This window comes from Shimia ponticola, assembly GCF_007995215.1.
Classification (GTDB): Bacteria; Pseudomonadota; Alphaproteobacteria; order Rhodobacterales; family Rhodobacteraceae; genus Shimia_B; species Shimia_B ponticola.
In genome coordinates this window covers 284,270-309,426 of record NZ_VCDK01000002.1, presented here as the reverse complement: position 1 = coordinate 309,426, position 25,157 = coordinate 284,270, and the positions used below count along the sequence as shown (strand labels likewise).

Genomic DNA, 25,157 nt, shown 5'->3' with positions numbered 1-25,157 from the left:
TCCGTCGCGCCCTAGAGTTCGTGATCTAGGGCGTCGATCAGACGGTCAACCTCGTCCGTGCTGGTGTAGTGCAGGAAGGACAGGCGCAGGACACCGTGATCCGGATCGATCCCCATCGCCTGCAAAGGGCGCACAGCATAAAAATCACCACCGCCACACATGATCCCGTGATGCGCGAGGCGCGCGGCAACATCTTCGCCACGGTCGCGCAATGCCAGTGCTATCGTCGGTGCGCGTCCCTGCGCCGTTTCGGGTCCAAGCAGACGCACACCGGGTCTGTCATTCAGGAATGCGAGCAGTGGCTGCATCAACTCCACTTCCTTGGCACGCATCAGGTCATGCACGGCTTCTGAGCGGGCGGTTCCATCGCGACCCGCCTTGAAGTGGTGTTTGTAGATCGCATCGATATAGTCGACGACTCCAGCGCAGGCCGAGACTTGCGCATGATCGGGCCCCGCCGGTGTAAAGCGTTTGCTGAGGCTTGAGCCGTTAAAGAAATGCGCCTGATTGGGCAGCGCCATTCCAAGATCGTGTCGCACGACCATGATGCCCTGATGGGGACCAAAGGTCTTGTAGGCCGAAAACATGTAAATATCGGCGCCAAGCTTTTTCACATTGGGCAAACCATGGGGCGCATAGCTTACCCCGTCCACACATAAAAACGCGCCTGCCGCATGGGTGATGCGCGCAATGCGGGCGATATCGTTGATCTCACCCACGACGTTCGAACAGTGCGGCGCGCAGACCAGCTTGACCTTGTCATCCAGCAGGTCTTCTAGATCGGTGATGTCCAAATGGCCGGTATCCGGATTGATCTGCCACTCGCGCACATCGATCCCGTAATCGGCAAGCTTGCGCCACGCGCCGGAATTCGCCTCGTGATCCTGATTTGTGACGATGATCGCCTGACCGGGTGTCAGCCATTCGCGGAACGCTTGCGCGAGCACATAGACGTTTTGGGTGGTCGATGGGCCAAAGCTGACCTCATCGCCGGTTACCCCAAGACAACGCGCCATACGTTCGCGCGCTTCGTCCATTTCCTGACCGCCAAGATAAGACGCCTGATAAGGGGCGTAAGGCTGAACCTTACGCTCCTTGTAAAAGCGCGTGAGCCTCCAGATCACATAGCGGCAGGCATAGCTGCCACCCGCGTTCTCAAAGAACGCGGCACCGCGCAATGACGGCTCTGCGAAAGCTGGGAACTGAGCGCGGACAAACTCGGAATCCAGTTGCATACCGTTTCATCTGTCATGACGCCCGGATTCGGACAAGCGTTTTCAACAGCTTAGTCAGGATAAGTTGACAGAACCACGCGGAAAAACTGGACAGTCCGTGTTTGTCAGGCGTTCACATCAACGACGACGCGGCCCTGCACCTGCCCCTTCAGGATGTCGGACCCCAGACCGGGTAGGTCAGCCAAGGTCGCAGGCTTCACCATCGCTTCCAGCTTATCCATCGGCAGGCTTTCAGCCAGCGACGACCATGCGCGCACGCGTGCATCATAGGGTTGCATCACGCTGTCGATGCCCAGCAGATTCACACCGCGCAACAGGAATGGGATCACTGTCGCCGGCAACCCTGCCCCGCCAGCCAATCCGACCGCTGCGACAGACGCCCCATATTTCATCTGACCGAGTACCCGCGCCAGCATCGCGCCACCAACGGCATCAACGCATCCGGCCCATGTTTCGGCTTCCAGCGGACGTTTGGTGGTTTCGTTGATCTCGTCGCGCGCTACGATCTGAGTTGCGCCAAGCGATTTCAGGTAGTCACCGGTTTCAGGGCGTCCTGTCACGCCAGCCACCTCATAGCCTTTGGCCGCCAGAATGGCTGTCGCGACTGAGCCTACACCACCCGCTGCGCCGGTCACGAGCACAGGCCCATTGCCCGGTGTCAGCCCATGATCCTCAAGCGCCTGCACAGCCAGCATTGACGTGAAGCCTGCGGTACCAACAGCCATCGCCTGCTTCGTGCTCAGCCCCTCCGGCAGAGGCACCAACCAATCGGCCTTGACCCGCGCCTTCTGCGCATAGCCACCCCAGTGCACTTCACCGACGCGCCAACCGGTCAGAACAACTTTGTCGCCCGGTTTGTAACGGTCGTCATCCGAGCTCTCGACGGTGCCAGCAAAATCAATACCCGGTACATGCGGATAATTGCGCACCAGCCCGCCACCTGGCCCAATGCACAAACCGTCCTTGTAGTTGACCGTCGAATATTCGACGGCCACGACAACGTCACCTTCGGGCAGATCACCCAAACCAATCTGCTCAACCCCCGCGCTGGTTTTGCCGTCTTCGTCTTTACGAACCATCAAGGCGTTGAAAGTATCGGTCATGGAGTGCTCCTTTAGATCCAGAATTTTGGTTGCACGACCGCGTCGAACATTCCGGCCTGAGTTTCGATCTCAAGCTTGGTGCCCGGCTTCCAGTGCGTCATGCGCACCATGCCGATTGCGACGTTGGTGTCAAAGTCCGGCGACCACGCAGCTGACGTCAGCGTCCCAACCTTCTCGCCATCGGCCAGAATGCGCCACGCCCGGTCGCATGGTGGCAGATCACCCGTGATCGAAATCGGACGCACCTGTTTGACAGGACCTTCCTTGGCCACGCGCAGCAAGGCGTCGCGCCCAACGCACCCGATCGCTGTCTGCGTGGAACAGAATTTACCCAATCCACATTCGTGGGGGGTGTTGTCGCGTGTCATGTCGTTGCCATAGCTCAGCAGACCGCCTTCGATGCGCTCAATGAGGTTTGGGCACCCTGCCCGGACGTTCAGGTCTTCGCCTGCCGCGAACAGAGCATCCCAGATCGGCATGCCAAGGTCGAAGCCGTCGACGTAAATCTCGAATCCGCCCTGTTTCGAATACCCGGAGCGCGCGATGACCAACGACGTGCCTTCAAAATCGAAGATACCATAGCGGAAGAACCGAACGTCACGAATGCCTTCGCCAAAGAGCCGCACCATCAGATCCTCGGCCTTGGGCCCCTGAATGGCCAGAGGATGCACGTCCGGTTCATCGACCAGCACATCCAGACGATACCCGTAGGCAATGCCTTTGACCCAGAACAGCAGGTCAGAATCCGCGATGGAAATCCAGTAGCGGTCCTCGGACAGCTTAACGGCAACAGGATCATTCAACATACCGCCGGTCTCATCGACCATCGGCACGTAATAACACTGCCCCGGCAGCATCCCGCGCAGGTCGCGTGGCGTCAGCATTTGCATCAACCGCCCCGCATCCGGGCCGCGCACTTCAATCTGGCGCTCAACGGCCACATCCCAAACCTGAACATGGTTCTTCAGATGGTGGTAGTCATCGACGATGTTCTCAAACACTGTCGGTAGCAGCATGTGGTTATAGACCGTATAGCCCTTGACCCCTGCTTTTTCGACGCCGTCGCTAAAAGGTGTCCGCCGTACCCGACGGGACGGTGCAATCACAGCCATGCCAATTCTCCCCTTTGGCCCAACCTGCCCTGTTTTCCGAAGCGCGCCGAAACAGGGTATGGCGTCCAATATCTTTAGTAAGGCCCGCCGCAATACCGTTTCTGAGCATGGTGACGCTGCGTCATGCGATATCAAATCAATCGACTTGTATCATAGCGACATGCCCCCTACCGTTCCGGTCAGATTGCGACATTTCGGTTAACGCGGAATGCGGTAGATCAAGACGAGAGACGACAGTGAGTCGTCACGCCTACACGACACGGAGGGAAGACATGTCGATCGCAAAATACCTGGGATCAGCGGCGCTGATCACGGTTGCAACCACAGCTTTTGCAGCAGACCCCGACCTGCTGGTTTTTGACTGGTCCGGGTTCGAAGAAGAAGGCTTCTACGTCGCCTACGAAGAAAAGCACGGCGTCGCACCCAGCTACGCATTCTTCGGCGAAGAAGAAGAAGCGTTCCAAAAGCTTCGTTCCGGTTTCGAGGCCGATGTTGCGCATCCCTGTTCGCAATCGGTCGACAAATGGCGTCAGGCCGGTTTGATCGAACCATGGGACATCAGCAAAATCCCAAGCTACTCCGAGGTCGAGGCCAGCTACAAAGAAAACCCGATCTTTGCCGATGACACCGGCGTCTACTTTATCCCAGCCGACGCTGGCATGACGGCGATCGCTTGGAACACAGAACAAGTCCCTGCCGAAGACGTCGAAAGCCTGCAGGTATTCCACAACCCGGCCTATGCGGGCCGGATCTCTCTGCCCGACAACGTCGATGACGCTTATGCGCTGGCCTACCTCGCCACTGGTGTCAGCGACTGGACAACCGCCACCCAAGCAGACTTTGAAGCCGCATCCGCATGGCTGCGCCAAGCGCACCAGCTGAACCGGGCCTATTGGGCCGATGGTGCCGAATTGGCCCAGCTGATGGGCACAGGCGAAGTTCTGATTGCTTGGTCTTGGAATGAGACGCCAGTCACCATGTCAGGCGAAGGTCAGCCAATCGCATTCCAGCGTGAGGCCAAAGAAGGCTCGTCCGCTTGGTTCTGCGGCTACGTGAACCTCGTTGACGGTCCCGGCTCCGAAGACAAGGCGCATGACTTTATGGAAGCATGGCTTAACCCCGCCGTCACCGACTACATCGTCAATGAATGGGGCTACGGTCACTCGAACGCGACAAACATGGCCAACATCGATGCCGAAACACTGGCCGAAGTTGGCCTTGGCCCAATCGACGCGCCATTGCTGGCCCAACTGCCGATGGACAACCAATTGCGCGAGCAAATGATCGCCGAATTCGAAAAGATCAAAGCCGGCTTCTAAGCCATCGCACGTACCACAAAAAGGAAGGGCCCATCGAAACGATGGGCCCTTTTTCATTTTTGTCATGCAGACACCAATTGTGTCTATCGCCCGGTGAGCCGACGTTCTCTGGAGCGCCCGACTATAGGGCATATAGCGAACTGAGGTCAGGTCCTCAGCGCACTACATGAACCGGGCATTGCGCGTGGCGCACAACCCGTGCGGCCGTGGAACCAAGGAAGTAATCCTGCAACCCAGGACGATGCGACGCGATCACAATGCAGTCGGCTTCAATCTTTTTGGCGTATTCCACGATCATGATGCCTGGGCTACCGGTCATCACATGAGGGATCGCGCCTTCGATCTTTTTGGCCACCTCGATCAATGCTGCCTCAAGTTCCTTGCGACGATCCACCAGGATTTCCTGCGGGATTTCAGTCGTGAAATATGCAGGGATGGACTCGACAACGTGAATCACGTGGATCTCGGCACCCTCTGAGGCAAGATGCCGAGCCGCTGCAAATGCGCTTTCGATCGTATCACTTTCATCAAGCGACACCGGAACCAGTACTTTGTTATACATGGGCTTCTCCCTTTCGACATCTTCTGCCTGTCTTGTTTGTACCGCCTTGTCCCGATGTGATCCTTGATCAGGATCAAGCACATCTGCGGCCACGCATGCAAAAATTGGGGGGTCCAACTCTTTTGGTTCGGCGCACTCAAAAATCAGGTAACCTGCCGTGATGACGACGACCCTTCAGGCCCAGACTGCCCCCGACTACCGTTACTCGATCAACGACCTTGTTCGCGCGCTGATCCTTGGATGGTTTGATTTCCAACGCGCTCCGGTCTTCGGCATCGTCTTCAGTCTGATTTACGTCTTGGGCGGGCTCGCTCTCTTGGTTTTGGGCGCGGGCACCTTTGTATGGACGTTGGCGCTTGCGCTCGGGTTTCCGATCATCGCCCCGTTTGCTGCAACAGGACTTTACGAAGTGTCGCGGCGCATTGAGGCACACAAGCAGTTGGACTGGGCCGAAATCATCGGTGTGGTCTGGGCCGAACGGGGCAAACAAATCCCGTGGATGGGTGTCGTCTTGATGCTGATCTTCTTGTTCTGGAGCTTCTTTGCCCACATGTCGTTCGCCCTGTTTTTGGGAAGCATGACACTGACAAATATCTCGACATCCTATGATATGTTCCTGACCGGGTCCGGGCTTGCGATGGTCGGCTTCCAAGTTGGTGTCGGTGCATTGACAGCGTTGGTCACCTTCGCCTTGGCGTGGCAGTCGTTTCCAGCTTTGCTCGATCAAGACATCGATTTTGTGACGGCGATGATCCGATCAGTCCGCACCTTCAGTGCAAATCTTGCCGTGGCGCTGATCTGGGCCGCTGTCATTGCCTGCGCTCTTTTTGTTGCGATGCTGCCGCTCTTTCTGGGGCTTCTCGTGGTGATGCCGGTCTTGGGCCATGCCACATGGCACCTCTACCGCCTGCCGCTTCAAGACCAAGCAATCGTTTCACCGCCACGCACTGAACCGCGCCTGTAGCGCTTCCTTTGGCGAACACGCAAAAAATGTGAACCAAACCCACGTGTCGCCCGTTCAAAGGGAAACACTGAACGGACATCCAATGGACATCATCAACATCCTCGTCGCGCTTTCCTCGATTGGCTTCGGCCTTTTTGGCTGGGTTGCGCCCAATTACACGATGCAGGTCGTCGACCTGAAAGACGGCGGTTCAACCATGGGAAAATCAGAGGTGCGCGCAGCCTCGGGCGGGGTGTTTGTCATCACCGGGATGGCCGCCCTGCTGATTGGAACACCTGCAGCATACCTCATGGCGGGTCTTGTCTGGGGTGGCGGCGCAACCGGACGGTTGATCAGCCTTGTTCTGGATGGATACACCCAGAAAAAGATGAATTTCTTTGTCATTGAGCTTGCCGTCGCCGTTGCCGCCATCTGGGCCAACGCATCCGTTCTGGGCCTGACCTAAGCCGATCTTCTTGCTGAAAATACTTCCGCCGGAGGCTCCTGCCCCTTCCATAGCCGCTTCCGGTCGCCTATATATGAAGCGTTCGCAAGAACTATGGACATAAACGCGCTCGTAATAAACGTATTGGACCCGGGGGCGGTACCCGGCGTCTCCACCAAACATCGTTCATTTGGCGATCATGGGGACGAAATAGGATCGACAAGCGTCTAAAGGGGTTAGCTTTGTCTCGGCTGTCTGCCACCGTTATCGGCGAAAACTGTACAATTGCAAATGACAATCGTGCTCCGGTCGCAATGGCTGCGTAAGCAGTCCGAGTGATCGAAATTTAAGCCCTAGCGCCTAGCCGCGTTAGGCGGGGTCCGCAGGCACCTGGCAACAGAAGCCTGCACTTCCATCCATTCGTTGCTGTTTCCACCACATTCGCTTTGTTCTGTTACGTGAACAGGTTACCTCCAGTTCATGACACCGAGTTATGGCAACCTGTTCCGCGTATTCGGCCGCATCGGGCTTTTGTCCTTTGGCGGGCCTGCGGCGCAAATCGCGCTGATGGAAGACGAGCTTGTCACACGAAAAAACTGGCTGACACAGGACGCCTTTTTGCGCGCGCTGTCGTTTTGCATGCTGTTGCCGGGACCGGAAGCCATGCAGCTGGCCACCTATGCAGGTTGGCGCCTGCGCGGAACTCTTGGTGGTGTTCTAGCTGGACTACTCTTTGTCCTGCCCGGTGCGCTCGTGATCTTTGCACTGGCAATTCTTTACCTTCAATATGGGTCTTTACCCATTGTTCAGGCTGCGTTTTTAGGCGTCCAGGCCACTGTGATCACCATCGTCGTGCAAGCTTTGCACCGGTTATCTGGCAAAGCTCTCAAAGGAGGCTTGGCATGGGCGCTGGCGCTTGGGTCCTTTCTTGCAGTCTTTTTGCTAGGCACACCCTTTCCGCTGATCCTGCTCGTTGCGGCGCTGATCGGTGCATGGCGTTTTGGAAGCGATCCTGTACAACCGGCAGAGCCAGTGCCCACGAAACCCACGCATCCCGTAGCGCTCGCTTTATGGGCGCTTGCCTGGATGGCGCCGATCGTACTTCTGTGGATGATGAACGCGCCGTTTCTAACTGATATTGCTTTGTTTTTCTCAAGACTCGCGATTGTGACATTTGGCGGGGCATATGCGGTTTTGGCCTACATGACACAACAGGTGGTCGGTGATTTTGGCTGGCTAACCACCGAACAAATGATCGACGCCTTGGGACTGGCAGAAACGACTCCTGGTCCATTAATCCTTGTCACCCAATTCGTAGGCACCATTGCAGGGGCTGCCGAAGGTGGGCTGGCCTATGGCGTGTTGGCAGGTGCCATCACGCTATGGGTCACGTTTGTACCCTGCTTCCTGTGGATCTTTGCGGGCGCGCCGTACCTTGAACGGCTTACAGCCGCCCCTCGACTTGCCGGAGCCCTCAAGGCCATCACCGCCGCCGTTGTCGGCGTGATCTTGAACCTGTCTCTCTGGTTCGCCCTGCATGTTGTCTTTAAAACGGTTGAGTCAGTTTCATTTGGAATAGCGGCGATCCCGGTCCCTGATGTCACTGGTCTCAATCCCATGGCTCTTGGATTGATCGGCCTATCTGCGGCGCTGTTGCTCTGGCGCAGCCTGCCGATGCCTTTGGTTCTGGCAATGGCTGCAATCGCTTCAATTGTCCTTCATTCGGCAATGGGACTGCTTGCGGCAACCTGAGCCGCCTTCCCGCCTTTAACTCAGCGCGGAATCCCCTATGCTTGCCATTGGGTAAATCATCCAAGCTGATCGATGTGCCCCACAAACGACTTGAGACCGAGGATAGTGTACATGTCAGACAGCATTGAATACGGCGCGTTGATGCACCGCGCGATGCGGAGTCTGATCCATAACGTCCTAGTCGATGTGTCTGAACGTGGGCTGCCGGGAAACCATCACTTCTTCATTACCTTCGACACGCTGCACCCGGATGTCGAAATCGCCGATTGGCTTTCAGACCGTTATCCCGGCGAAATGACCGTCGTCATGCAGCATTGGTTCGACAATCTGGTCGTAGAAGAAGACGGATTTGCCGTCACACTGAACTTTGGCGACAGCCCAGAGGCGCTTTATATCCCGTTTGACGCGATAAAGACCTTCGTGGACCCATCTGTTGAGTTCGGGCTGCGCTTTGAAACTGTTGATGATGACGAAGACAGCGATCTGTCCCCACACCTAACCACGGTTGATGCCGCCTCCCAAACGCCGCGTCCCGAACCAGAGGCCGACACAGCCGAGGGCGACACCGAAGAAAAATCTGGAGATGTCGTGAGCCTCGACAGTTTCCGTAAAAGCTAGGCCACTCGCCGCGGCATCCTAGACACCAATGTCGCAGACGTTTGCGCAACCACAGCATTGAGACACCGCTCCGCAACGGGTAAGCCCCGTTGCAACGAACGGAGGTCCGCAATGGCACAAACCCGCACCGAAACCGACAGCTTTGGCCCGCTTGAGGTCCCAACCGACAAATATTGGGGCGCGCAGACACAGCGGTCACTGATGAACTTTCCCATCGGATGGGAGAAACAGCCTGTCGCAATTGTTCGCGCCCTTGGTGTGATCAAAGAGGCGTGCGCACGCGCAAACACCGAACGCGGCAAGCTCGACGGTGTCGGCGAAGCAATCCAGCAGGCGGCCCATGAGGTCGTCGAAGGCAAGCTGGACGATCACTTCCCTCTCGTCGTGTGGCAGACCGGTTCCGGCACGCAGTCGAACATGAACGCAAATGAGGTCATCGCGAACCGAGCGATTGAAATCCTCGGCGGCGTGATCGGCTCCAAAGACCCGGTTCACCCGAACGACCACTGCAACATGGGTCAGTCATCAAACGATACCTTCCCGACCGCGATGCACATTGCCACGGCAATGACCGCTCGCGACGTGACGCTGCCGGGCCTGCGCAATCTGCTGACGGCGCTCGAAGCCAAGGTCGCCGAGTTCGACGGCATCATCAAAATTGGCCGTACACACACAATGGACGCGACACCGCTGACGCTGGCGCAGGAATTCAGCGGCTACGCCCATCAGGTCCGCAAGAGCATCGAACGCGTCGAAACTGCGCTTCCCGACATCTACGAACTCGCCCAAGGCGGTACAGCTGTCGGGACTGGCCTGAACACGCCAATCGGCTGGGGTGAAACCGTGGCAGGCCACATGGCTGACATCACCGGCTTGCCCTTTGTCACCGCCCCGAACAAATTCGAGGCGCTCGCTGGTCACGACGCGATGGTTGCGATGTCTGGTGCGCTCAAGGCGACGGCCTCCGCGCTCTTTAAAATCGCAAACGACATCCGCCTGCTCGGCTCCGGCCCCCGCTGTGGTCTGGGTGAGCTGATGCTGCCCGAAAACGAGCCGGGCTCCTCCATCATGCCCGGCAAAGTGAACCCAACCCAGTGTGAGGCGCTGACACAGGTCTGCGCGCATGTGATCGGCAACGACGCGGCTGTGGGTTTTGCGGGGTCGCAAGGCCACTTTGAGCTGAACGTCTACAAACCGATGATGGCTTACAACGTGTTGCAATCCATGCAGCTGTTGGGCGACGCCGCGCAGGCATTTACCGATAACTGTGTCGTCGGCATTCAGGCCAACGAAGACCGCATCGCCAAGATCATGCAGGAAAGCCTGATGCTGGTGACGGCACTGGCTCCGGAAATCGGTTATGACAACGCCACGACCGTCGCCAAGACCGCGCACAAGAACGGCACGACCCTCAAGGAAGAGGCGCTGAACCTCGGCTTTGTGTCATCCGAGCGGTTTGACGAAGTCGTGCGTCCCGAAAAGATGATTGGACCCAAGTGAGCGGGACACCGATCAACCTGAACAAGGCCCGCAAGGCCAAAGCTCGTGCCGCGAAATCGGCACGGGCGTCTGAAAACGCTGTCAAATTTGGACGCACAAAGGCTGAAAAGGCTGCAGACAAGGCTTCGGTCACACGCCTGAAGGCGCATGTGGATCAGCACAAAACTGAAAACAATTAATCCTATTTTACGAACTAATTCGGCATATTACTGCCCGTCGCCTTCCCCAGTTTGGTCAGGATCAAGCGCTAGGCATGGTGCGTTAATGAGTTTTAGAGGCTGCCATGCGTCAGGATTTGAGCGAAGATGAAAAGCGGGAGCGCCGCCGCAAGAAACGTGCCTTGCGAACAGCGCGCAATAACCTCGCAGATCCGAATTCCAAGTTGGGCCGGCTGATGACCGCCTATTTCAGGCAACAGGCCTCTGATCGCCCGATCATGACCCTGCCAGAGGCATAATGGACGCAACATGACCGATGGACGCCCCAAGAAACGATCCCTCACGCTGCGCGGTCACCGAACCAGCGTGTCATTGGAGGATTTGTTTTGGGACGCCTTCCGCGCCCTCGCCACGCGTCAGGGCAAACCGATCAACGCCTTGGCCGCTGAAATCGACGCCGGACGTGACCTTGATACCGGCCTCGCGTCTGCTATCCGCCTCTACGTCCTACGAGATGCGCTACACCGCGCTGAGGTCGTCGACTTAAATCAAGATTGACGCGCAGAGACATCCAGCCATATCCCGTCCTTGGCACGCACGGTCAGGTGCGCGACCGGTTCAGGCACGCGATCGGCAATCGTTTGAAAACGGTAGGCCTGCACCAGTTTCGCCAATAGCAATGGACCTTCCACCATCGCAAAGCCCGCGCCCGTACACACCCGCGGGCCGGCAGAAAACGGGATAAACGCATCGCGCATACAGGTTTTCCCGTTCTCGGTCGCCCAGCGGGCAGGATCAAATTCGTCTGGCTTGTCCCACAACCGTTCATGCCGATGCAGATGCCAAGGGCTCAGAACCACCTGCGATCCCTTAGGTAGGTTTCTGTCGCGAAAGCACTCAGGACGCGTGGTCTCGCGCACCATCATCGGAACCGGCGGATAAAGGCGTAGCGCCTCGCGAAACACATCCCGCGCGACGCGCAGCTTGGACACTTCGGAAAAATCACCGGTCTTCAGGGCCTCGGCCTCTTTGGCGACCTTGTCCTGCCATTCGGGGTACATGGCCAACAAATACAGTGCCCAACTGAGCGTTGAGGCGGATGTCTCATGCCCGGCGAGAAAGAAGATCGCGACCTGATCAATCATCTCGTCGGTGTCAAAGGTTTGACCTGTCTCAGGGTCGCGGGTCGTCATGATCTTGGTAGCAAGGTCATCTGGCGCTGAACCGGCATCGATCTGATCCATCCGCCCTTGTGTGAGGCGTCTGATCAGGCCTCTGATCTTTGCAGCAGATGCCCGTGTCTCGCGCCTGTGTGGTCTCGGAACCCAGCGCGGCAAAGGGATAAAGGCAGCTAAGTTCACCACTGGTTGGGCCCTTTGATAGGCGCGGAACTCACGAAATACTTCTGCGGCGATTTCATCCTCAATCGGCAATGAAAACAGCGTGCGGAAAATCACATCTGCCGCGGCAAAACTGGCAGGCTCTTCCACCTCGACCCTGCCCGTTTTCATCCGTGTTACAGCAGCATCGGCAGCTGCCCACATGGCTGGATAGGTATCGCGAAGCCGGCCACCTTCGAAAGCCGGATCAATGATACGTCGCTGGCGTTCCCACTCGGCCCCGTTGGTCAAAAAGACAGAGTTGCCAAGCAATGGACGCAATCCCTCGCTCACGCGGGTCGATTTGGGAAAGTCCGCGGGTCGTCCCTGAAGCACGGTCTTCACCAGCTCAGGCTGGTTCATCAGATAGGATCGAAAGAACGGTGTTTTAAACTCCGCCATCCAAGCCCGGTAAAGCCGCGCAGGTTGCGCGGACAGAATATCCTGCCGGAACAACCGCATATATTCACGCAACGAGACGCGACCGGCGCGGGCGTTCGGCTTGGGCGGGATCATGCGGCGATGGACGTGTATTTGGACGCGGGAACGTCAATGCGGCTGCGCGATGGCGGCCGGTCATAGTAACGTGTCGCCAGTGTCCATGGCCCTGCCGTAATCTGGAAGTAATCGTAGTCCTTCGGCCGGTCGAATGCGCAAAGGTACTGAAAATGCAGGCGGAAATACTTGCGTTTCATCTGCTGCCATTTCTCCGGCGACAGAGACTGCGTGAACGCCGCAGAAAAGACCAATGGCCAACGACTATAAGGCGTGGCGACGCCGCTGACAGCGACCGGATCACATAGCGCAAAGGCGCAGCCATCTCCCGGTGCGGTGACATCCACCCAAGTCAGTTCATCCCGTTCGGAAAGATACTGCAAGTCGCCGCGCAACCGGTGTGCCTCTGGCAGAAATGAAATCATCGGAACGACCTGACCCAAGCTCAGGAACCCAAGCTTTGGCCCACCTGCAGGGACCTCTCCGGACCTGATCAGATCGGCAAGGATCGATACCCCCAGATGCGCTCCGGAGGAATGTCCGACGACCAGAACCTCATCGACATCAGAATGCAGCGCGTCTGCAATTTCATCCCTGAATTCAGCCATTCGCGCTTCCAGTTCCGGCGGGTTCGCACCTTTGGACTGTGCCGAATAGGCATAGTCATGCATCAGATAATAGGCGTAGATCCGATTATCCTTGGACCGAAACCACATCAGCACCAGCGGCACGATCCCGACGGCCAGCCATGCGAAACCACCGATGAAAAAGCTGGCGACATACCCGACACCCCATGCGGCCAAACAGGCCTGAATCAATTGCAGTGTCAGCATGACGATTGGATAGAGGGCGGCGATCACTGGGCCCTTGCGCAACCACATGAGCCGCCGCAATGCGCCTGAAGCGATGTAAGTATACGACGTTTCGATCAGTTGCTTGTAAGTGCCGAGGATACCGGTCTCCATGGACCCGCGCACAATGTCGGACCAAACCAACACATCAATATCCGCGGCGACTTCGGCCCCTTCTATGTCGGCGTCCACATGCCAGCCATAGGCGCCGCCACCCTGTTTCGGGGAAAGGACGACATCATAGCCAGAGATATCCCCCTGAAGCGCACCTTCCTTTCGGTACAGTTCCCTGTACCGGCGTGGATGGATCGGATCGTAGCCGGGGATATAGAAGACCCGGCGGCGGGCGACTTCGAACTGGCTCATGACACACCTCCTACCGCGTGAACGGTAGTTGGTGAAAGGGGCAAAAATATGATTACGACAGGCTTAGCCGATGACGGCAAGTGCCGGGAACTGTTCAAGCAACCACCACGAGAAGTCTGTGAATTTGCCCGTGACCATCATCAAACCAACGGTCCACAAGAGCAGCCCCATGATGCGTTCAATGCGCTCCATGTGACGCTTCATCCAGTTCATCAGACCGGTCATCGATGGAAAGAAAGCGGCGACAAGGATGAAGGGAACGCCAAGACCCAAAGCGTAGAACGCCAATAGCAACGTTCCGCGCGCGGCATCGGCCTCGGACGCAGCAATCGAAAGGATCGCGCCAAGGATTGGCCCCAGACAGGGTGTCCAGCCAAATGCAAAGGCCAGCCCCAAGACATAGGCGCCAAAGGCACTGCCGCCCCGGTCGCCTGCGTCCACGCGCATTTCCCGGTCCAAAAAACCGATCCGGAACGCACCAATGAAATGCGCGCCAAAGATCATGACAACCACGCCCGCACCTATCACAAACCATTCCTGCCCCTGCAGGAAAAACCGCCCAAGGGCCGAAGCCGTAAAGCCCAAAAGCAGAAAGACGGTCGACAGTCCCAGCACAAAGAACGACGCGGCAATCAGGGCCTTTCGCCGGGCTGTCCGTGCTTCTGACATATCGGCCATGCTGACCCCGCCCATATAGGCCAGATACGGCGGGACAATGGGCAGAACACAAGGGCTCGCAAAGCTGATCAAACCGCCAAACAAGGCAATCATCAGGGCAGGCAAGAGTGCCGCGTCAAAGATATCAAGTCCGAACATATGCCTCACTTAGTCTGTCCGGCGCGGAAGAGTCACGGACCATCCTGTCACATCTCTGTGGACCTCTGTAACAGCGCAACCTATGTGACGGGTCATGACCCATGATGCTGAACTTGACGCCATCGGATTGCTCTGCCCCCTGCCCGTGCTGAAGGCGCGAAAGCGGCTCGAACCCTTGTCGGCTGGTCAGGTCTTGAAAATGGACGCCGATGATCCGGCAGCGATTGTCGATGTGCCACATTTCTGTGCCGAGGCGGGCCATGAACTGGTGGATCAGGCAGAAGCGTCGGGCATCCTGACCTTCTACATTCGCAAAGGCGGCTAAAACGTCTGGCTATACGCAGCAATGATTGCAGCAGCGCCATGAGGCTCTGCGGGAAATCCAAGGTCTTTCGCTTGTGTCGTATCAAACCTGGCAGGCCATGAGCCGACGATCCGGTCGATTGTGGCGTCATAGTCGTATGACACGAGGGCCTGTTGGTCTTCTGTCAGCCCTGCGATCATGTCTTTGACTTCAATCGTTTGTCCCGGTGCATTGATGACCGGGAAATCGGGCAAGTCCGCATTGGGTATGGACGCGACATGCACCATTGAATTGATCGCTGTCCGGGGTGTCGCAACCCAAAGCGCGGTTGAGGGATCGACCGGACAAATGGCCGTTTCGCCATTCAACGGTTCGCGCAGAATAGACGACGCAAAGGACGACGCCGCCGCATTTGGCTTACCCGGCCGGATCACAATGGTCGGCAGGCGCAAAATGCGCGCATCCACCCAACCCCGGCGGCTGTAATCGGCGCACAGTAGTTCGACCATCGCCTTGGCCATTCCGTAGGATGATCTTGGCTGTGTGGGCGTCGCTTCGGTGACCTGCTCAGGAACGTTCGCCCCAAATACGGCAAGCGAGGATGTCGTGACAAAGAGCACACCCGGTCCAGCGGCACGGGCGGCATTCAGTGTATTTTCTGCGCCTTGGACGTTAACCGTATAGCCAAGCTCGAACTCGGCTTCGGCCTGACCACTGACGACCGCAGCCAGATGATAAACGGCGGCTGTGTTTGACGTGATGATCTTCGTCATCTCACGCGCATCGGTCACATCGGCTACGACAAATCGTGTCCCAGACACACCGGGGTCAGGCGTGCCCGGGCGATCAACCAAGGTGATATCTGGATCGGCAATGTGCCCGTCAGGCAGGGTCAAACCATGATGGATAAGATGTTGAGCAAGGCGCAGGCCTAGAAAGCCTGCACCGCCCGTGATCACGACACCGCTGCGCATCCTAGCTTCTCAGCGACCACCATCCCTTGCGCTTAGGCTTGGGCGGCTCTTCAACCTTTGGGGCCTCGGGCTCGGGGGCCTCAGCCTCTGCAACAGCCAATTCCGACTCGGGTTCAAGCGCGGGCACAGGCTCTGCTGCCGCTGGTTCCTTTGCTGAACTCTCTTCCTTCACCTCAGCCACAACGTCTGACTTAGTCTCGGGTGCAGCGTCAGCGGGAACTTCCTCAGCTTTGTCCTGTGCGGGCTCAACTGCCTTCGCAACCGGTTCATCAGCGGCCACTTCAGGCGCGCTTTCCGGCTCCGGAGTTTCCTCGGCGGCAGCATCCTTGGCCTCCGCCTCAGCGACCGCTGCTTTGGATTTGGACCCACGTGACCGCGATCGAGAACGAGACCGGCTTTTGGGCTTTGGCTTCTCTTCAGCGTCGGCTTCGGTGGCCTCGGACGCATCCTTTGCATCCGCTGCTGCGTCATCGGCGCTCTCACCGTCAGTCGACTGCGATGCCTCTTGCGCATCGGCATTTTCACCATTGCCAGTGGACTTCCGGCGCCGACGACGGCGACGGCGCTTTTTCGGTGCTGGCGCGTCTTCTGCCTCAGGGGTTTCCGCCTCGTCCGATGCCTGTGCCTCGGTCGCGGCTTCCTCTTCGTCGTAATCCGCCATCAAGGACGCATCGCCTGTCACAACGGGCACGTCCGGCAAAACGCGGGTCGCGGTCTTGAACTTTTCAATCGCGTAATCGGGCGAAATCAGTTGGGGGTCCGCTTCGATGCGCACGCTCAAACCATGACGCGCCTCGATCTGCGCCAAATGCTCACGCTTCTGGTTGATCAGGAAGTTAGCGATCTGCACAGGTGCTTTCACAAGCACCTCTTTCGAGCGGCGGCGTGTCCCCTCTTCATCCAGCACGCGCAGGATCGACAAGCCAAGGCTGTCGTCCGAGCGCACGATGCCGGTGCCGTGACACGACGGGCATGGCTGCGTCGTTGCCTCGATCATGCCGGGGCGCAGACGTTGGCGCGACATCTCGAGAAGGCCAAAGCCAGAGATCCGGCCAACCTGAATGCGGGCGCGGTCGGTCTTGAGCTTGTCCTTCAACATCTTCTCGACCTTGGCGTTGTTGCGCCGGTCTTCCATGTCGATGAAGTCGATGACAATCAGCCCTGCCAAATCGCGCAGACGCAATTGGCGCGCGACCTCTTCGGCGGCCTCAAGGTTGGTCTTCGTCGCGGTCTCTTCGATCGAGCCCTCTTTCGTCGCCCGACCAGAGTTCACGTCGATCGCAACAAGCGCCTCGGTGATCCCGATCACGATATAGCCACCCGACTTCAACTGAACGGTCGGGTTGAACATGCCGTCCAAATACCCCTCGACCTGATAGCGCGCAAAGAGCGGCAGGCCGTCGGTGTAGTGTTTCACATTCTTGGAATGCGACGGCATGATCATCTTCATGAAGTCCTTGGCCACCCGGTAGCCATCGGCCCCTTCGACCAGAACCTCGTCGATATCCTTGTTGTACAGATCACGGATCGAGCGTTTGATCAGGTCGCCTTCTTCGTAGATCTTGGCAGGCGCACTGGATTTCAGCGTCAGTTCGCGGATTTGCTCCCACAGACGCTGCAAGTATTCGTAGTCACGCTTGATCTCGGTCTTGGTGCGCTTGGCCCCGGCAGTCCGCACGATCAGGCCTGCACCATCAGGCACCTCCATTGACCCTGCGATTTCTTTAAGCTTCTTGCGGTCAGAGGCATTGGTGATCTTGCGGCTGATCCCGCCACCGCGGGCGGTGTTTGGCATCAAGACGCAGTAGCGCCCTGCGAGGGAAAGATAAGTCGTCAGGGCGGCGCCTTTGTTGCCGCGCTCTTCTTTGACCACCTGCACCAACAGAATTTGGCGGACCTTGATGACCTCTTGGATCTTGTAGCGGCGCGGGCGCGGTTTGCGGACCGGGCGCACCTCATCCTGATCGTCTTCTTGAGCAACCGACTCAATGGATGCGTCCCGTTCAGCAGCATCGTCGCTGGCGCTGTAGGGTTTTTCGTCTTCGTCATCTGCGTCGTTTGTTGCGGCTTCCGCAGTCTCGGCCTCTTCGGCATCGGAAATGGTTTCTTCCGCCTCAGGCGCGGCATCTGACGCGTCTTGAGCTGCCTCTGCAGGCTGGTCTGCGGCTTCTTCAGCAACCTTTGGCTCTGCCGCTTCATCGGCCTTCTCGGCTTCAGCCTCTACTGCATCTGGAGCACCGTCTGCATCGACAAGGCCAATCGGTTCCGCTTCATCCTCGGCCGGAACATCGATGGTTTCCATGCCCGAGATTGTGTCGCTATCAGCGACCTCTTGGGTCACCTTGGGATCATCAGACTTGGCAGCCGCCGCAGAAGACTTCGACTTTGATCGAGACCGGGAGCGCGAGGATTTCTTACCCTCTTCTTTCTGCTCCTCTTGGGCGCGTTGCGCGTCTGCATAGGCCTTTTCCTCGGCCAAGAGCGCTTCGCGGTCAGCGACCGGGATCTGATAGTAATCCGGGTGGATTTCCGAGAACGCAAGGAAGCCGTGGCGATTGCCGCCATAATCGACAAACGCGGCCTGAAGCGACGGTTCGACCCGTGTGACCTTGGCTAGATAGATATTCCCGGCAAGCTGGCGCTTGTTTTGGCTTTCAAAGTCAAATTCCTCGACCTTGTTGCCGTCGACCACCACGACGCGGGTTTCTTCCGCGTGGGTGGCATCAATAAGCATCTTTTTTGGCATAGAACCTTCTTGCACCGACGTGCATCAGGCCCACCCGGAGAAAGTCCGTTGGGTTGCAACAGGTTAGGCCCAGGTGGCCCCAATTCACGTGGATGTCTGTTAGAAGCGATGCGCGCGGATGGCTTAGACGCAACTGGCCGCAAGAAACGCCTGAACGTCTCGGGTCCTGTTGTCGTCCGTTCCCGCTGTCCGGCGGGGCTGCACTGCGCGCGTTGCATCGCGTTTCGTCTCCGGTGCGGCATGATTTCCACGCCCCACCCATTCGTGACCGAGGCGAACCCCGGTGTATTCAAAACCGTCACAGCAAAGCCGCGATCTGGCTTAACTCGCTCCAACCGTTGCGGGGTCTGGTGTGACCACTGCACGCAAGGGTGGGAAAATCATTCAGGCCAACAGGCATATTGCTGGGCCTACTGTCACAATAAGGGCCGCATGGATTAAATTACAATGCCCAAAATGCTTAACACGCGGTGGAACGGCGATCACAAGACCTTGGCGTCAATCAGTCCAGATTGGAACACAGCGTCCAAGAGCGAGCTCGCCATCCCCTGCCCGATTGCTGGAATTGGGCGCCCGGCGGGGCGCAAATCGGGGATTTGCCACGTCCTACAGCGCGCGGTCACTGCGGCAAGCGTGCCAGTGTCACTATCCTCAAAGGCCGCACATTTCTCAGGCGCAATCGACAACAGGTCCGCGCCGCGCTGATACGGCTCGGGATCTGGTTTGCCATTTTTCACGTCATCGCCACCGATCACCCCGACAAAGAACCTCAATATCCCAGCTTCGGCCAAATGATGCCGCGCATCCGCCCCTTGCGTTGAGGTGACAACCGCCATGGGTACGCCCGATGCCTCTAACCGTGACAAAGCTTCGAGCACTGTCGGACGCAACGGGACGCCGTCGCTCAATTTCCGGCCGAAAGCGGCACGCCATGACTCATAGACCTCATCTGCGTCATGTTCGGTCAAGGTGTTGGCAATCGCGTCGATGGTTCCACCGCGCGTACCGCCAACCAATGACAGATAGAACGCCTCGGCCTGCACAGACCCCATGCCCAGGGGCGCGACCGTCTCTTGGAACGCCTGCATCCCCACGCGTTCGGTATCGAGCAATAGGCCGTCCATATCGAACAGCACACCCAGAGTTGTCATGGAAACCGCCCTATTGCGCGAGGTAATCGGCGCGTTGCAGACCGTATTTCGCCATCTTTTCATTCAATGTCCGGCGCGGCAGGCACAGCTCTTCCATGACCGATGCGATGGACCCTTTATGGCGGCGCATCGTGTTGTCGATCAGCATCCTTTCAAACGCCTCGACATATTCCTTGAGCGGTTTGCCTTCGGTGGTCATGACGGGCCGCTCGTCTTCGGCATCGGTCATCAAAAGCGAGGCAATCGTTCCCGATCCACGACGGTTTTGTAGAACCGCACGTTCCGCAACATTGATCAATTGGCGCACATTGCCGGGCCAAGGCGCTTGCAGCAATTGTGCCGCCTCCTGCGCGCTTACCTCGGGCGCTTCGCAGCCATACTCGTCTGCAAACTGTTCAGACAAACGCGTGAACAGCGCGAGGATATCTTCACCGCGTTGTCGCAAGGGTGGCACCGTGATCCGCAGCGCTGCGAGGCGATAGAACAGGTCCGGCCGCAGCACGTCTTCGCAACTCTTACCCTGCTCTTGCAGGTTACTGATGGCAACAATGCGCGTTTCCGCCGGACTGCCCTGCGCGTCTATGGCTGCCAGCAGACGGGTTTGCAGGGCTGCTGACAGCGCCTCGATATCCTCAAGAACGAGCGTTCCACCGCGGGCATATTCCAACAGTGGCTGATCCATCCCTTCGCCAACCGGGCCAAAGAGCCGCGACGCCAGTTCGTCTTCATCATAGGCCGCGCAAGAGCACAGCACGAACCGCTTCGTAGCACGCGCGCCCACCGCATGCAGCGCATGCGCCACGAGGGTCTTGCCGGTCCCGGTCTCGCCATCGATCAGGACATGACCGTCCGCCTGACCAAGATCGAGAATATCCTCTTTCAAGCGCTCCATGATGGGGCTTGAACCGATCAACTTGTTCATCAAGGCCGAGCCATCGGACAATTCTTTGCGCAAGGCTCGGTTATCCAGCGTGACGCGCCGCGCGATCGTGGCCTTCTTGGCCAATTCGGTCATTCGGTCCGGATTGAACGGTTTTTCCAAGAAATCAAAGGCACCTACGCGCATTGCCTCAACTGCCATGGGAACATCGCCATGCCCGGTGATCATGATCACTGGCAAAGCACTGTCGAGACCCATCACCTTTTTCAGGAACTGCATGCCGTCCATGCCAGGCATCTTGATGTCACTGACCACAACGCCCGGATAGTCGGGGCCCATGTGCTTCAGCGCATCCTCTGCCGTGGCAAAGGTTTCGGTATCAAATCCGCTCAATGCCAGCCATTGGCTGATCGATTGGCGCATGTCTTTTTCATCATCGACGATCGCGATTTTCATAGCTTTGGCCATTACTCCGCCGCCTCCGTTGGTGTGCCTGCCTGCATGTCCCGGCTGTCCTCGCTATAGATGGGAAGCCTGACCTCGAATACAGCCCCGCCGTCTTCTGTATTGCGCGCGGTCAGCCGTCCTCCCAAGTCGTTGACGATGCCAGATGAGATCGCAAGCCCCAAGCCAACCCCGTCACCGGGGGCCTTGGTGGTGTAGAACGGCTCAAACAACGCATCGAGGTCTTCAATGCCCCCGCCATTGTCGCGGACTGTGAGGATCACGTCTTCGCCGACCGACACCAGCACTTCAATCGTTGGCGCGTCGACGCCCTGCGTGGCATCCAGAGCATTGCGCAAGAGGTTGATAATCACTTGCTCGAGCCGCAATCGGTCACCCAGAATGCGCACGGAATGCGATGGAACAGCCTTGGTAATCCGCACGTTTCTGCGCCTCAGTTGCGGCTCCATCATTTCAAGAGCTGAGTTCACCGCGCCCTTTATTTCCAAGGGTTCGAAGGCATCGTCACCTTTACGAGCGTAACTCTTCAATTGCTTTGTGATCGCTCCCATGCGTGTGATCAGATCGTCGATCCGCTGGAATGACGACAGGGCCTCTTCCGAGCGGTTGCGCTGAAGCAACAATCGCGCTCCGGCAAGGTAGGTTTTCATCGCTGCCAGCGGCTGATTCAGCTCATGACTGACCGCCGCTGACATCTCACCCAAGGCGGCCAATTTCGATGACTGCGCGAGGGTCTGCTCTGCCACTTCCAGCGTCTTTTCCACCTTTTGACGTTCGGCGATTTCCCGCTGCAGGCGTGTGTTCAACTGGCGAAGTTCTGCCGCGTCGCGTTGAAACAGGCGCAGCCGCGAGGCCGTCCGGCGGTTCAATCCATAAAAGCTGAGTGCAAACAGGATGGCGAATCCCATGATCTCAAGCGCCAGCACAGTGTTCACGCGTTCGCGGACGCTGGCGTAGGTGGTGAAACTGACCATACGCCAGCCCTGAAACGGCACGCGTAGTTCCTGCCGCAGCACCGCCCGCCCTTGAACATAGGCGTCTGCCGGCAAAGCGGTCCAGTCAGCCGTGGCACGCAACGCCCGTTCAATGGCCGAAGGCACAGAGCGGCGCTGCAAAGCCTGCTCTTCTGTCAATCCACGCCAACTGCTTTCCGTAGCAAGGATGATCTGGCCTTCGGAATTCGTCACCAGAACGGCATCCGCAATCCCAGACCAAGAGCGTTCAAATTTCCGCAGGTCCACTTCGACCACAATCACGCCCAGCGTGTCGGGACCAATGGCAATTCGCCGCGAATAGGTAAAATCCAGAGGTTGTCCATCGCGCGAAAAGGTCGTGAAAATCGTGTCCGACGATCGTAGCGCCGCAACAAAATAGGCGTCGTTGCGCAGCACCTCGCCTAGGCGACCCCGTTCACTGGCGGCAACGACACGTCCGCCGTCATCCAACAGCATGATCCCACGCAGATTGGTTTCCTCTGCAAAGCTCAAAAGCCGCTGCGACGTTGTCAGGTAGTCATTTGAATTCAACGCGCCGATCAGCGCCGGGTCCCGGGCGAGAAACTGCGGCACGATAGAGGCGCGCTGCAATTCGCTGGTCAGGTTGCCGCTATAGAGTGCGAGCCGAAGTTGCGCGCGTTGCAGCGTCGTCTCTGTGAACCGTTCGGTCAGCCATTGGTTGGTCAGGTAGACCGTGGTCAATCCGACCGCCAAAAGCACACCCAGCCAAAGGCGCACACCCCACGAAACCGGGCCAAAACCGCCCTGCTCCGCGTCAACGTCTTTGGTGTTTACATCCACACTCATACCCAAGGCGTACTGCGCCTTGGGGGGCTTCTCAAGCGGCTCGGGTTTTCTGCGCCGATTTACGCCGCTACCAAGGCTTCTGCGATCCCACGGAAGAACGCGGCACCGTCCGCATTGCCAAGTGCGGGATCAGCGGCACGTTCCGGATGTGGCATCATGCCTAGCACACGGCGATTTTCGGACAAAACCCCTGCGATGTCGTCGGTCGCACCGTTGGGATTTTCGAGATACCGGAATGCCACACGGTCATCCCCCTTCAGCCGAGACAGCGTATCGTCGTCGACGGTGTAATTCCCCTCATGATGCGCAATCGGGATCGCAATCTCGGAGCCGGCATTGTAGCCCTGTGTAAAGATGCTCTCAGAAGTCTCGACGCGCAGCGGGCTTGTTTTACAGACGTATTTCAAACCAGCGTTCATCAACAACGCACCCGGCAAGATCTGTGCTTCAGTCAGAACCTGAAATCCGTTGCACACGCCCAAAGCGTATCCGCCACGTTCAACATGGCGCACAAGTGCCTTGGTCACGGCAGACTGGGCAGCAATTGCTCCGCAGCGCAGGTAATCGCCAAACGAAAACCCGCCCGGAACAGCAACAAGGTCGACACCGTCTGGCAGATCCGCATCCTTGTGCCAGACCATCGTGACATCGGCGCCAACAGCACGCAGGGCAACGGCCATGTCGCGGTCACAGTTTGACCCGGGAAAAACGATGACAGCAGCGCGCATGACGACCCTCTCTTAGACTGGTGGTTCAGACTGCCGGTCGCCCTGCGCCGGCGGTGTTGAGATAACAAGGAACCGGACATCGCTGTCCGAAACATTCATGGCTTGATGTGGGCAACCCGGCGCGATCGACAGGCTATGTCCCGGACCAAGCTCAAGCGGCACACCGCTGAGTTCAAGCGTCAAAGTGCCCTCAAGCGTGTAAAAGACCTGCCGCGCCCGCCCATGCGAATGGCGCACTTCCTGACTTCCCGGAGGCATACGTTCTTCGATCACGGACAGGGTCTCGGATTGTTCCAGATGCCAGCCATCACACCCCTGACCCCACACGTAATGGGGCGCGGTGCTGCGGCTGAGCGGCTGGTTCACCCGCCCATCTCCACGCGGTAGCTTTCGATGACGGTGTTCGCGAGAAGCTTTTCGCACATCTCGGTCACCTGTGCCTCGGTCGTGCCGTCCGCAAGATCAAGCTCGATCACCTTGCCCTGACGCACCCCATCGACACCGTCAAAACCCATGGAGCCCAAAGCGGATTTCACGGCTTCACCTTGCGGGTCAAGAACGCCGTTCTTCAGCATCACAGTCACCGTTGCGCGCATGATGTCCTCTTCATCTTTCCAAAATACTCAATTCCAGCGGCTCAGTTGATGAGCGTCGGCTTGGGCAGGTGCGTCGCGTTCGACGGCAGGACACCCAACCGCCGAGCGACTTCTGTATACGCGTCCGCCAAGTCGCCGAGATCACGCCGGAACACGTCCTTATCCAGCTTGCGACCCGTTTCGATATCCCACAGGCGGCAGCTGTCGGGGCTGATTTCATCGGCCACGATCAGACGCTGGAAGTCGCCATCCCAGACACGCCCGATCTCGATCTTGAAGTCAGCCAGTCGAATGCCGACCCCGTAGAGCACGCCCGTCATGAAATCGTTCACGCGCAGGGCAAGCGCGACCATATCGTCGAGGTCCTGCTGCGAAGCCCAGCCAAATGCGATGATGTGCTCCTCCGCGACAAGAGGATCGCCCAGCGAGTCGTCCTTGTAACAAAACTCGACGATCGGACGTGGCAGCATCGTGCCCTCTTCCAGACCCAGACGTTTCGCAAGAGTGCCTGCCGCATAGTTGCGCACGATCACTTCCAGCGGAACAACCTCAACGGCGCGGATCAGTTGTTCGCGCATGTTCAGGCGTTTCATAAAGTGGGTCGGCACGCCCAACTGGTTCAGGCCGGTCATGAAGAATTCGGACAGGCGGTTGTTCAAGACCCCCTTGCCGTCGATCACGTCCTTCTTTTCGGCGTTGAAGGCTGTGGCATCATCTTTGAAATATTGCACCAAGGTCCCCGGCTCAGGGCCTTCATACAAAATCTTGGCCTTGCCCTCATACACCTTTTTGCGACGCGCCATTTTGGGCCTCCATATTTCGATGGCTTCTCTTAAGGCAAGGGTGCAGGCGCAGCA

General features: G+C 57.9%; 26 protein-coding genes and 1 other RNA gene. 11 read left to right on the top strand and 16 right to left on the bottom strand.

Annotated elements, in window-relative coordinates:
- Positions 1 to 11 precede the first annotated feature (11 nt).
- The 3 genes from FE702_RS02870 to FE702_RS02860 all read right to left on the bottom strand — a co-directional run bounded on the left by FE702_RS02870 (position 12) and on the right by FE702_RS02860 (position 3,450).
- Entirely contained in the window at positions 12 to 1,235 is a 1,224-nt protein-coding gene (locus tag FE702_RS02870; RefSeq protein ID WP_147124701.1) for an aminotransferase class V-fold PLP-dependent enzyme, read from the bottom strand.
- A 104-nt stretch (positions 1,236 to 1,339) separates the two neighbouring features.
- Positions 1,340 to 2,338: an acryloyl-CoA reductase gene (acuI, locus tag FE702_RS02865; protein WP_147124700.1), complete on the bottom strand. Its 999-nt coding sequence runs from the start codon at positions 2,336 to 2,338 to the stop codon at positions 1,340 to 1,342.
- Between the two features lie 11 nt (positions 2,339 to 2,349).
- Entirely contained in the window at positions 2,350 to 3,450 is a 1,101-nt protein-coding gene (locus FE702_RS02860; RefSeq protein WP_147124699.1) for a dimethylsulfoniopropionate demethylase, read from the bottom strand.
- Between the two features lie 272 nt (positions 3,451 to 3,722).
- On the opposite strand from FE702_RS02860, the gene FE702_RS02855 reads away from it, so the two are divergent.
- Positions 3,723 to 4,769 (top strand): ABC transporter substrate-binding protein, encoded by a 1,047-nt coding sequence (locus tag FE702_RS02855; RefSeq protein WP_147124698.1) that lies wholly within the window; start codon positions 3,723 to 3,725, stop codon positions 4,767 to 4,769.
- 154 nt (positions 4,770 to 4,923) lie between these two features.
- On the opposite strand, the gene FE702_RS02850 is transcribed toward FE702_RS02855, so the two are convergent.
- Positions 4,924 to 5,331: a universal stress protein gene (locus tag FE702_RS02850; RefSeq protein WP_147124697.1), complete on the bottom strand. Its 408-nt coding sequence runs from the start codon at positions 5,329 to 5,331 to the stop codon at positions 4,924 to 4,926.
- Positions 5,332 to 5,491: 160 nt separating this feature from the next.
- Between FE702_RS02850 and FE702_RS02845 the strand changes: the two genes are divergently transcribed.
- From FE702_RS02845 to FE702_RS02810, 9 genes are all read left to right on the top strand, one after another.
- Positions 5,492 to 6,295, top strand: a complete 804-nt coding sequence (locus FE702_RS02845; RefSeq protein WP_147124841.1) for a DUF2189 domain-containing protein — start codon at positions 5,492 to 5,494, stop codon at positions 6,293 to 6,295.
- An 82-nt stretch (positions 6,296 to 6,377) separates the two neighbouring features.
- Entirely contained in the window at positions 6,378 to 6,740 is a 363-nt protein-coding gene (locus tag FE702_RS02840) for a DUF4345 family protein (RefSeq protein ID WP_147124696.1), read from the top strand.
- A gap of 41 nt (positions 6,741 to 6,781) precedes the next feature.
- Positions 6,782 to 7,130: a transfer-messenger RNA gene (gene ssrA / locus FE702_RS02835) on the top strand.
- A gap of 69 nt (positions 7,131 to 7,199) precedes the next feature.
- Entirely contained in the window at positions 7,200 to 8,471 is a 1,272-nt protein-coding gene (gene chrA, locus FE702_RS02830) for a chromate efflux transporter (protein WP_147124695.1), read from the top strand.
- A gap of 111 nt (positions 8,472 to 8,582) precedes the next feature.
- The gene (locus FE702_RS02825; RefSeq protein ID WP_147124694.1) at positions 8,583 to 9,089 is read left to right on the top strand and encodes an SspB family protein; all 507 of its coding nucleotides are present in this window, start codon (positions 8,583 to 8,585) and stop codon (positions 9,087 to 9,089) included.
- A gap of 111 nt (positions 9,090 to 9,200) precedes the next feature.
- Positions 9,201 to 10,589, top strand: a complete 1,389-nt coding sequence (fumC, locus tag FE702_RS02820; protein ID WP_147124693.1) for a class II fumarate hydratase — start codon at positions 9,201 to 9,203, stop codon at positions 10,587 to 10,589.
- Complete coding sequence (locus FE702_RS02815) at positions 10,586 to 10,768, top strand: DUF4169 family protein (RefSeq protein WP_147124692.1); 183 nt, start codon at positions 10,586 to 10,588, stop codon at positions 10,766 to 10,768. The genes fumC and FE702_RS02815 overlap by 4 nt, the downstream gene beginning before the upstream one ends.
- A gap of 104 nt (positions 10,769 to 10,872) precedes the next feature.
- A complete protein-coding gene (locus FE702_RS18520) occupies positions 10,873 to 11,046 on the top strand; it encodes a hypothetical protein (protein WP_186826962.1) in 174 nt (57 codons plus the stop codon).
- Between the two features lie 10 nt (positions 11,047 to 11,056).
- Positions 11,057 to 11,305 carry a ribbon-helix-helix domain-containing protein gene (locus FE702_RS02810; protein WP_147124691.1) on the top strand — a complete coding sequence of 83 codons (249 nt, stop codon included), beginning with the start codon at positions 11,057 to 11,059 and terminating at the stop codon, positions 11,303 to 11,305.
- Here FE702_RS02810 and FE702_RS02805 read toward each other — a convergent pair.
- From FE702_RS02805 to FE702_RS02795, 3 genes are all read right to left on the bottom strand, one after another.
- Positions 11,296 to 12,642: a cytochrome P450 gene (locus FE702_RS02805; RefSeq protein WP_147124690.1), complete on the bottom strand. Its 1,347-nt coding sequence runs from the start codon at positions 12,640 to 12,642 to the stop codon at positions 11,296 to 11,298. The two genes, FE702_RS02810 and FE702_RS02805, sit on opposite strands and share 10 nt — an antisense overlap.
- Positions 12,639 to 13,838 carry a hypothetical protein gene (locus FE702_RS02800; RefSeq protein ID WP_147124689.1) on the bottom strand — a complete coding sequence of 400 codons (1,200 nt, stop codon included), beginning with the start codon at positions 13,836 to 13,838 and terminating at the stop codon, positions 12,639 to 12,641. Before FE702_RS02800 ends, FE702_RS02805 begins: the two co-directional genes overlap by 4 nt.
- 63 nt (positions 13,839 to 13,901) lie before the next feature.
- The gene (locus FE702_RS02795; protein WP_147124688.1) at positions 13,902 to 14,654 is read right to left on the bottom strand and encodes a cytochrome c biogenesis CcdA family protein; all 753 of its coding nucleotides are present in this window, start codon (positions 14,652 to 14,654) and stop codon (positions 13,902 to 13,904) included.
- Positions 14,655 to 14,748: 94 nt separating this feature from the next.
- Between FE702_RS02795 and FE702_RS02790 the strand changes: the two genes are divergently transcribed.
- Entirely contained in the window at positions 14,749 to 14,979 is a 231-nt protein-coding gene (locus tag FE702_RS02790; protein ID WP_147124687.1) for a sulfurtransferase TusA family protein, read from the top strand.
- On the opposite strand, the gene denD is transcribed toward FE702_RS02790, so the two are convergent.
- The 9 genes from denD to purC form a co-directional block, all read right to left on the bottom strand.
- Complete coding sequence (gene denD / locus FE702_RS02785) at positions 14,976 to 15,932, bottom strand: D-erythronate dehydrogenase (protein ID WP_147124686.1); 957 nt, start codon at positions 15,930 to 15,932, stop codon at positions 14,976 to 14,978. The genes FE702_RS02790 and denD overlap by 4 nt on opposite strands.
- 1 nt (position 15,933) lies before the next feature.
- Positions 15,934 to 18,678, bottom strand: a complete 2,745-nt coding sequence (locus FE702_RS02780; RefSeq protein ID WP_147124685.1) for an Rne/Rng family ribonuclease — start codon at positions 18,676 to 18,678, stop codon at positions 15,934 to 15,936.
- Positions 18,679 to 19,160: 482 nt separating this feature from the next.
- On the bottom strand, positions 19,161 to 19,829 hold the full coding sequence (locus tag FE702_RS02775) for an HAD family hydrolase (protein ID WP_186826961.1): 669 nt from the start codon (positions 19,827 to 19,829) through the stop codon (positions 19,161 to 19,163).
- Between the two features lie 10 nt (positions 19,830 to 19,839).
- Positions 19,840 to 21,177, bottom strand: coding sequence for a sigma-54-dependent transcriptional regulator (locus tag FE702_RS02770; RefSeq protein ID WP_147124683.1), 1,338 nt, complete (start codon positions 21,175 to 21,177; stop codon positions 19,840 to 19,842).
- Positions 21,177 to 22,976, bottom strand: a complete 1,800-nt coding sequence (locus FE702_RS02765) for a sensor histidine kinase (protein ID WP_147124682.1) — start codon at positions 22,974 to 22,976, stop codon at positions 21,177 to 21,179. Before FE702_RS02765 ends, FE702_RS02770 begins: the two co-directional genes overlap by 1 nt.
- Positions 22,977 to 23,035: 59 nt before the next feature.
- A complete protein-coding gene (purQ, locus tag FE702_RS02760; RefSeq protein WP_147124681.1) occupies positions 23,036 to 23,704 on the bottom strand; it encodes a phosphoribosylformylglycinamidine synthase subunit PurQ in 669 nt (222 codons plus the stop codon).
- Between the two features lie 12 nt (positions 23,705 to 23,716).
- Positions 23,717 to 24,070, bottom strand: a complete 354-nt coding sequence (locus FE702_RS02755) for a cupin domain-containing protein (RefSeq protein ID WP_147124680.1) — start codon at positions 24,068 to 24,070, stop codon at positions 23,717 to 23,719.
- Positions 24,067 to 24,300: a phosphoribosylformylglycinamidine synthase subunit PurS gene (purS, locus tag FE702_RS02750; RefSeq protein ID WP_147124679.1), complete on the bottom strand. Its 234-nt coding sequence runs from the start codon at positions 24,298 to 24,300 to the stop codon at positions 24,067 to 24,069. Before purS ends, FE702_RS02755 begins: the two co-directional genes overlap by 4 nt.
- A gap of 41 nt (positions 24,301 to 24,341) precedes the next feature.
- Positions 24,342 to 25,103 (bottom strand): phosphoribosylaminoimidazolesuccinocarboxamide synthase, encoded by a 762-nt coding sequence (purC, locus tag FE702_RS02745; protein WP_147124678.1) that lies wholly within the window; start codon positions 25,101 to 25,103, stop codon positions 24,342 to 24,344.
- Positions 25,104 to 25,157 lie beyond the last annotated feature (54 nt).

Bases quoted from the DNA above. Each gene is read 5' to 3' on its own strand.
- FE702_RS02870 (WP_147124701.1), bottom strand. From the start codon at position 1,235: ATGCAACTGGATTCCGAGTTTGTCCGCGCTCAGTTCCCAGCTTTCGCA.
- acuI (WP_147124700.1), bottom strand. From the start codon at position 2,338: ATGACCGATACTTTCAACGCCTTGATGGTTCGTAAAGACGAAGACGGC.
- FE702_RS02860 (WP_147124699.1), bottom strand. From the start codon at position 3,450: ATGGCTGTGATTGCACCGTCCCGTCGGGTACGGCGGACACCTTTTAGC.
- FE702_RS02855 (WP_147124698.1), top strand. From the start codon at position 3,723: ATGTCGATCGCAAAATACCTGGGATCAGCGGCGCTGATCACGGTTGCA.
- FE702_RS02850 (WP_147124697.1), bottom strand. From the start codon at position 5,331: ATGTATAACAAAGTACTGGTTCCGGTGTCGCTTGATGAAAGTGATACG.
- FE702_RS02845 (WP_147124841.1), top strand. From the start codon at position 5,492: ATGACGACGACCCTTCAGGCCCAGACTGCCCCCGACTACCGTTACTCG.
- FE702_RS02840 (WP_147124696.1), top strand. From the start codon at position 6,378: ATGGACATCATCAACATCCTCGTCGCGCTTTCCTCGATTGGCTTCGGC.
- chrA (WP_147124695.1), top strand. From the start codon at position 7,200: ATGACACCGAGTTATGGCAACCTGTTCCGCGTATTCGGCCGCATCGGG.
- FE702_RS02825 (WP_147124694.1), top strand. From the start codon at position 8,583: ATGTCAGACAGCATTGAATACGGCGCGTTGATGCACCGCGCGATGCGG.
- fumC (WP_147124693.1), top strand. From the start codon at position 9,201: ATGGCACAAACCCGCACCGAAACCGACAGCTTTGGCCCGCTTGAGGTC.
- FE702_RS18520 (WP_186826962.1), top strand. From the start codon at position 10,873: ATGCGTCAGGATTTGAGCGAAGATGAAAAGCGGGAGCGCCGCCGCAAG.
- FE702_RS02810 (WP_147124691.1), top strand. From the start codon at position 11,057: ATGACCGATGGACGCCCCAAGAAACGATCCCTCACGCTGCGCGGTCAC.
- FE702_RS02805 (WP_147124690.1), bottom strand. From the start codon at position 12,642: ATGATCCCGCCCAAGCCGAACGCCCGCGCCGGTCGCGTCTCGTTGCGT.
- FE702_RS02800 (WP_147124689.1), bottom strand. From the start codon at position 13,838: ATGAGCCAGTTCGAAGTCGCCCGCCGCCGGGTCTTCTATATCCCCGGC.
- FE702_RS02795 (WP_147124688.1), bottom strand. From the start codon at position 14,654: ATGTTCGGACTTGATATCTTTGACGCGGCACTCTTGCCTGCCCTGATG.
- FE702_RS02790 (WP_147124687.1), top strand. From the start codon at position 14,749: ATGACCCATGATGCTGAACTTGACGCCATCGGATTGCTCTGCCCCCTG.
- denD (WP_147124686.1), bottom strand. From the start codon at position 15,932: ATGCGCAGCGGTGTCGTGATCACGGGCGGTGCAGGCTTTCTAGGCCTG.
- FE702_RS02780 (WP_147124685.1), bottom strand. From the start codon at position 18,678: ATGCCAAAAAAGATGCTTATTGATGCCACCCACGCGGAAGAAACCCGC.
- FE702_RS02775 (WP_186826961.1), bottom strand. From the start codon at position 19,829: ATGACAACTCTGGGTGTGCTGTTCGATATGGACGGCCTATTGCTCGAT.
- FE702_RS02770 (WP_147124683.1), bottom strand. From the start codon at position 21,177: ATGGCCAAAGCTATGAAAATCGCGATCGTCGATGATGAAAAAGACATG.
- FE702_RS02765 (WP_147124682.1), bottom strand. From the start codon at position 22,976: ATGAGTGTGGATGTAAACACCAAAGACGTTGACGCGGAGCAGGGCGGT.
- purQ (WP_147124681.1), bottom strand. From the start codon at position 23,704: ATGCGCGCTGCTGTCATCGTTTTTCCCGGGTCAAACTGTGACCGCGAC.
- purS (WP_147124679.1), bottom strand. From the start codon at position 24,300: ATGCGCGCAACGGTGACTGTGATGCTGAAGAACGGCGTTCTTGACCCG.
- purC (WP_147124678.1), bottom strand. From the start codon at position 25,103: ATGGCGCGTCGCAAAAAGGTGTATGAGGGCAAGGCCAAGATTTTGTAT.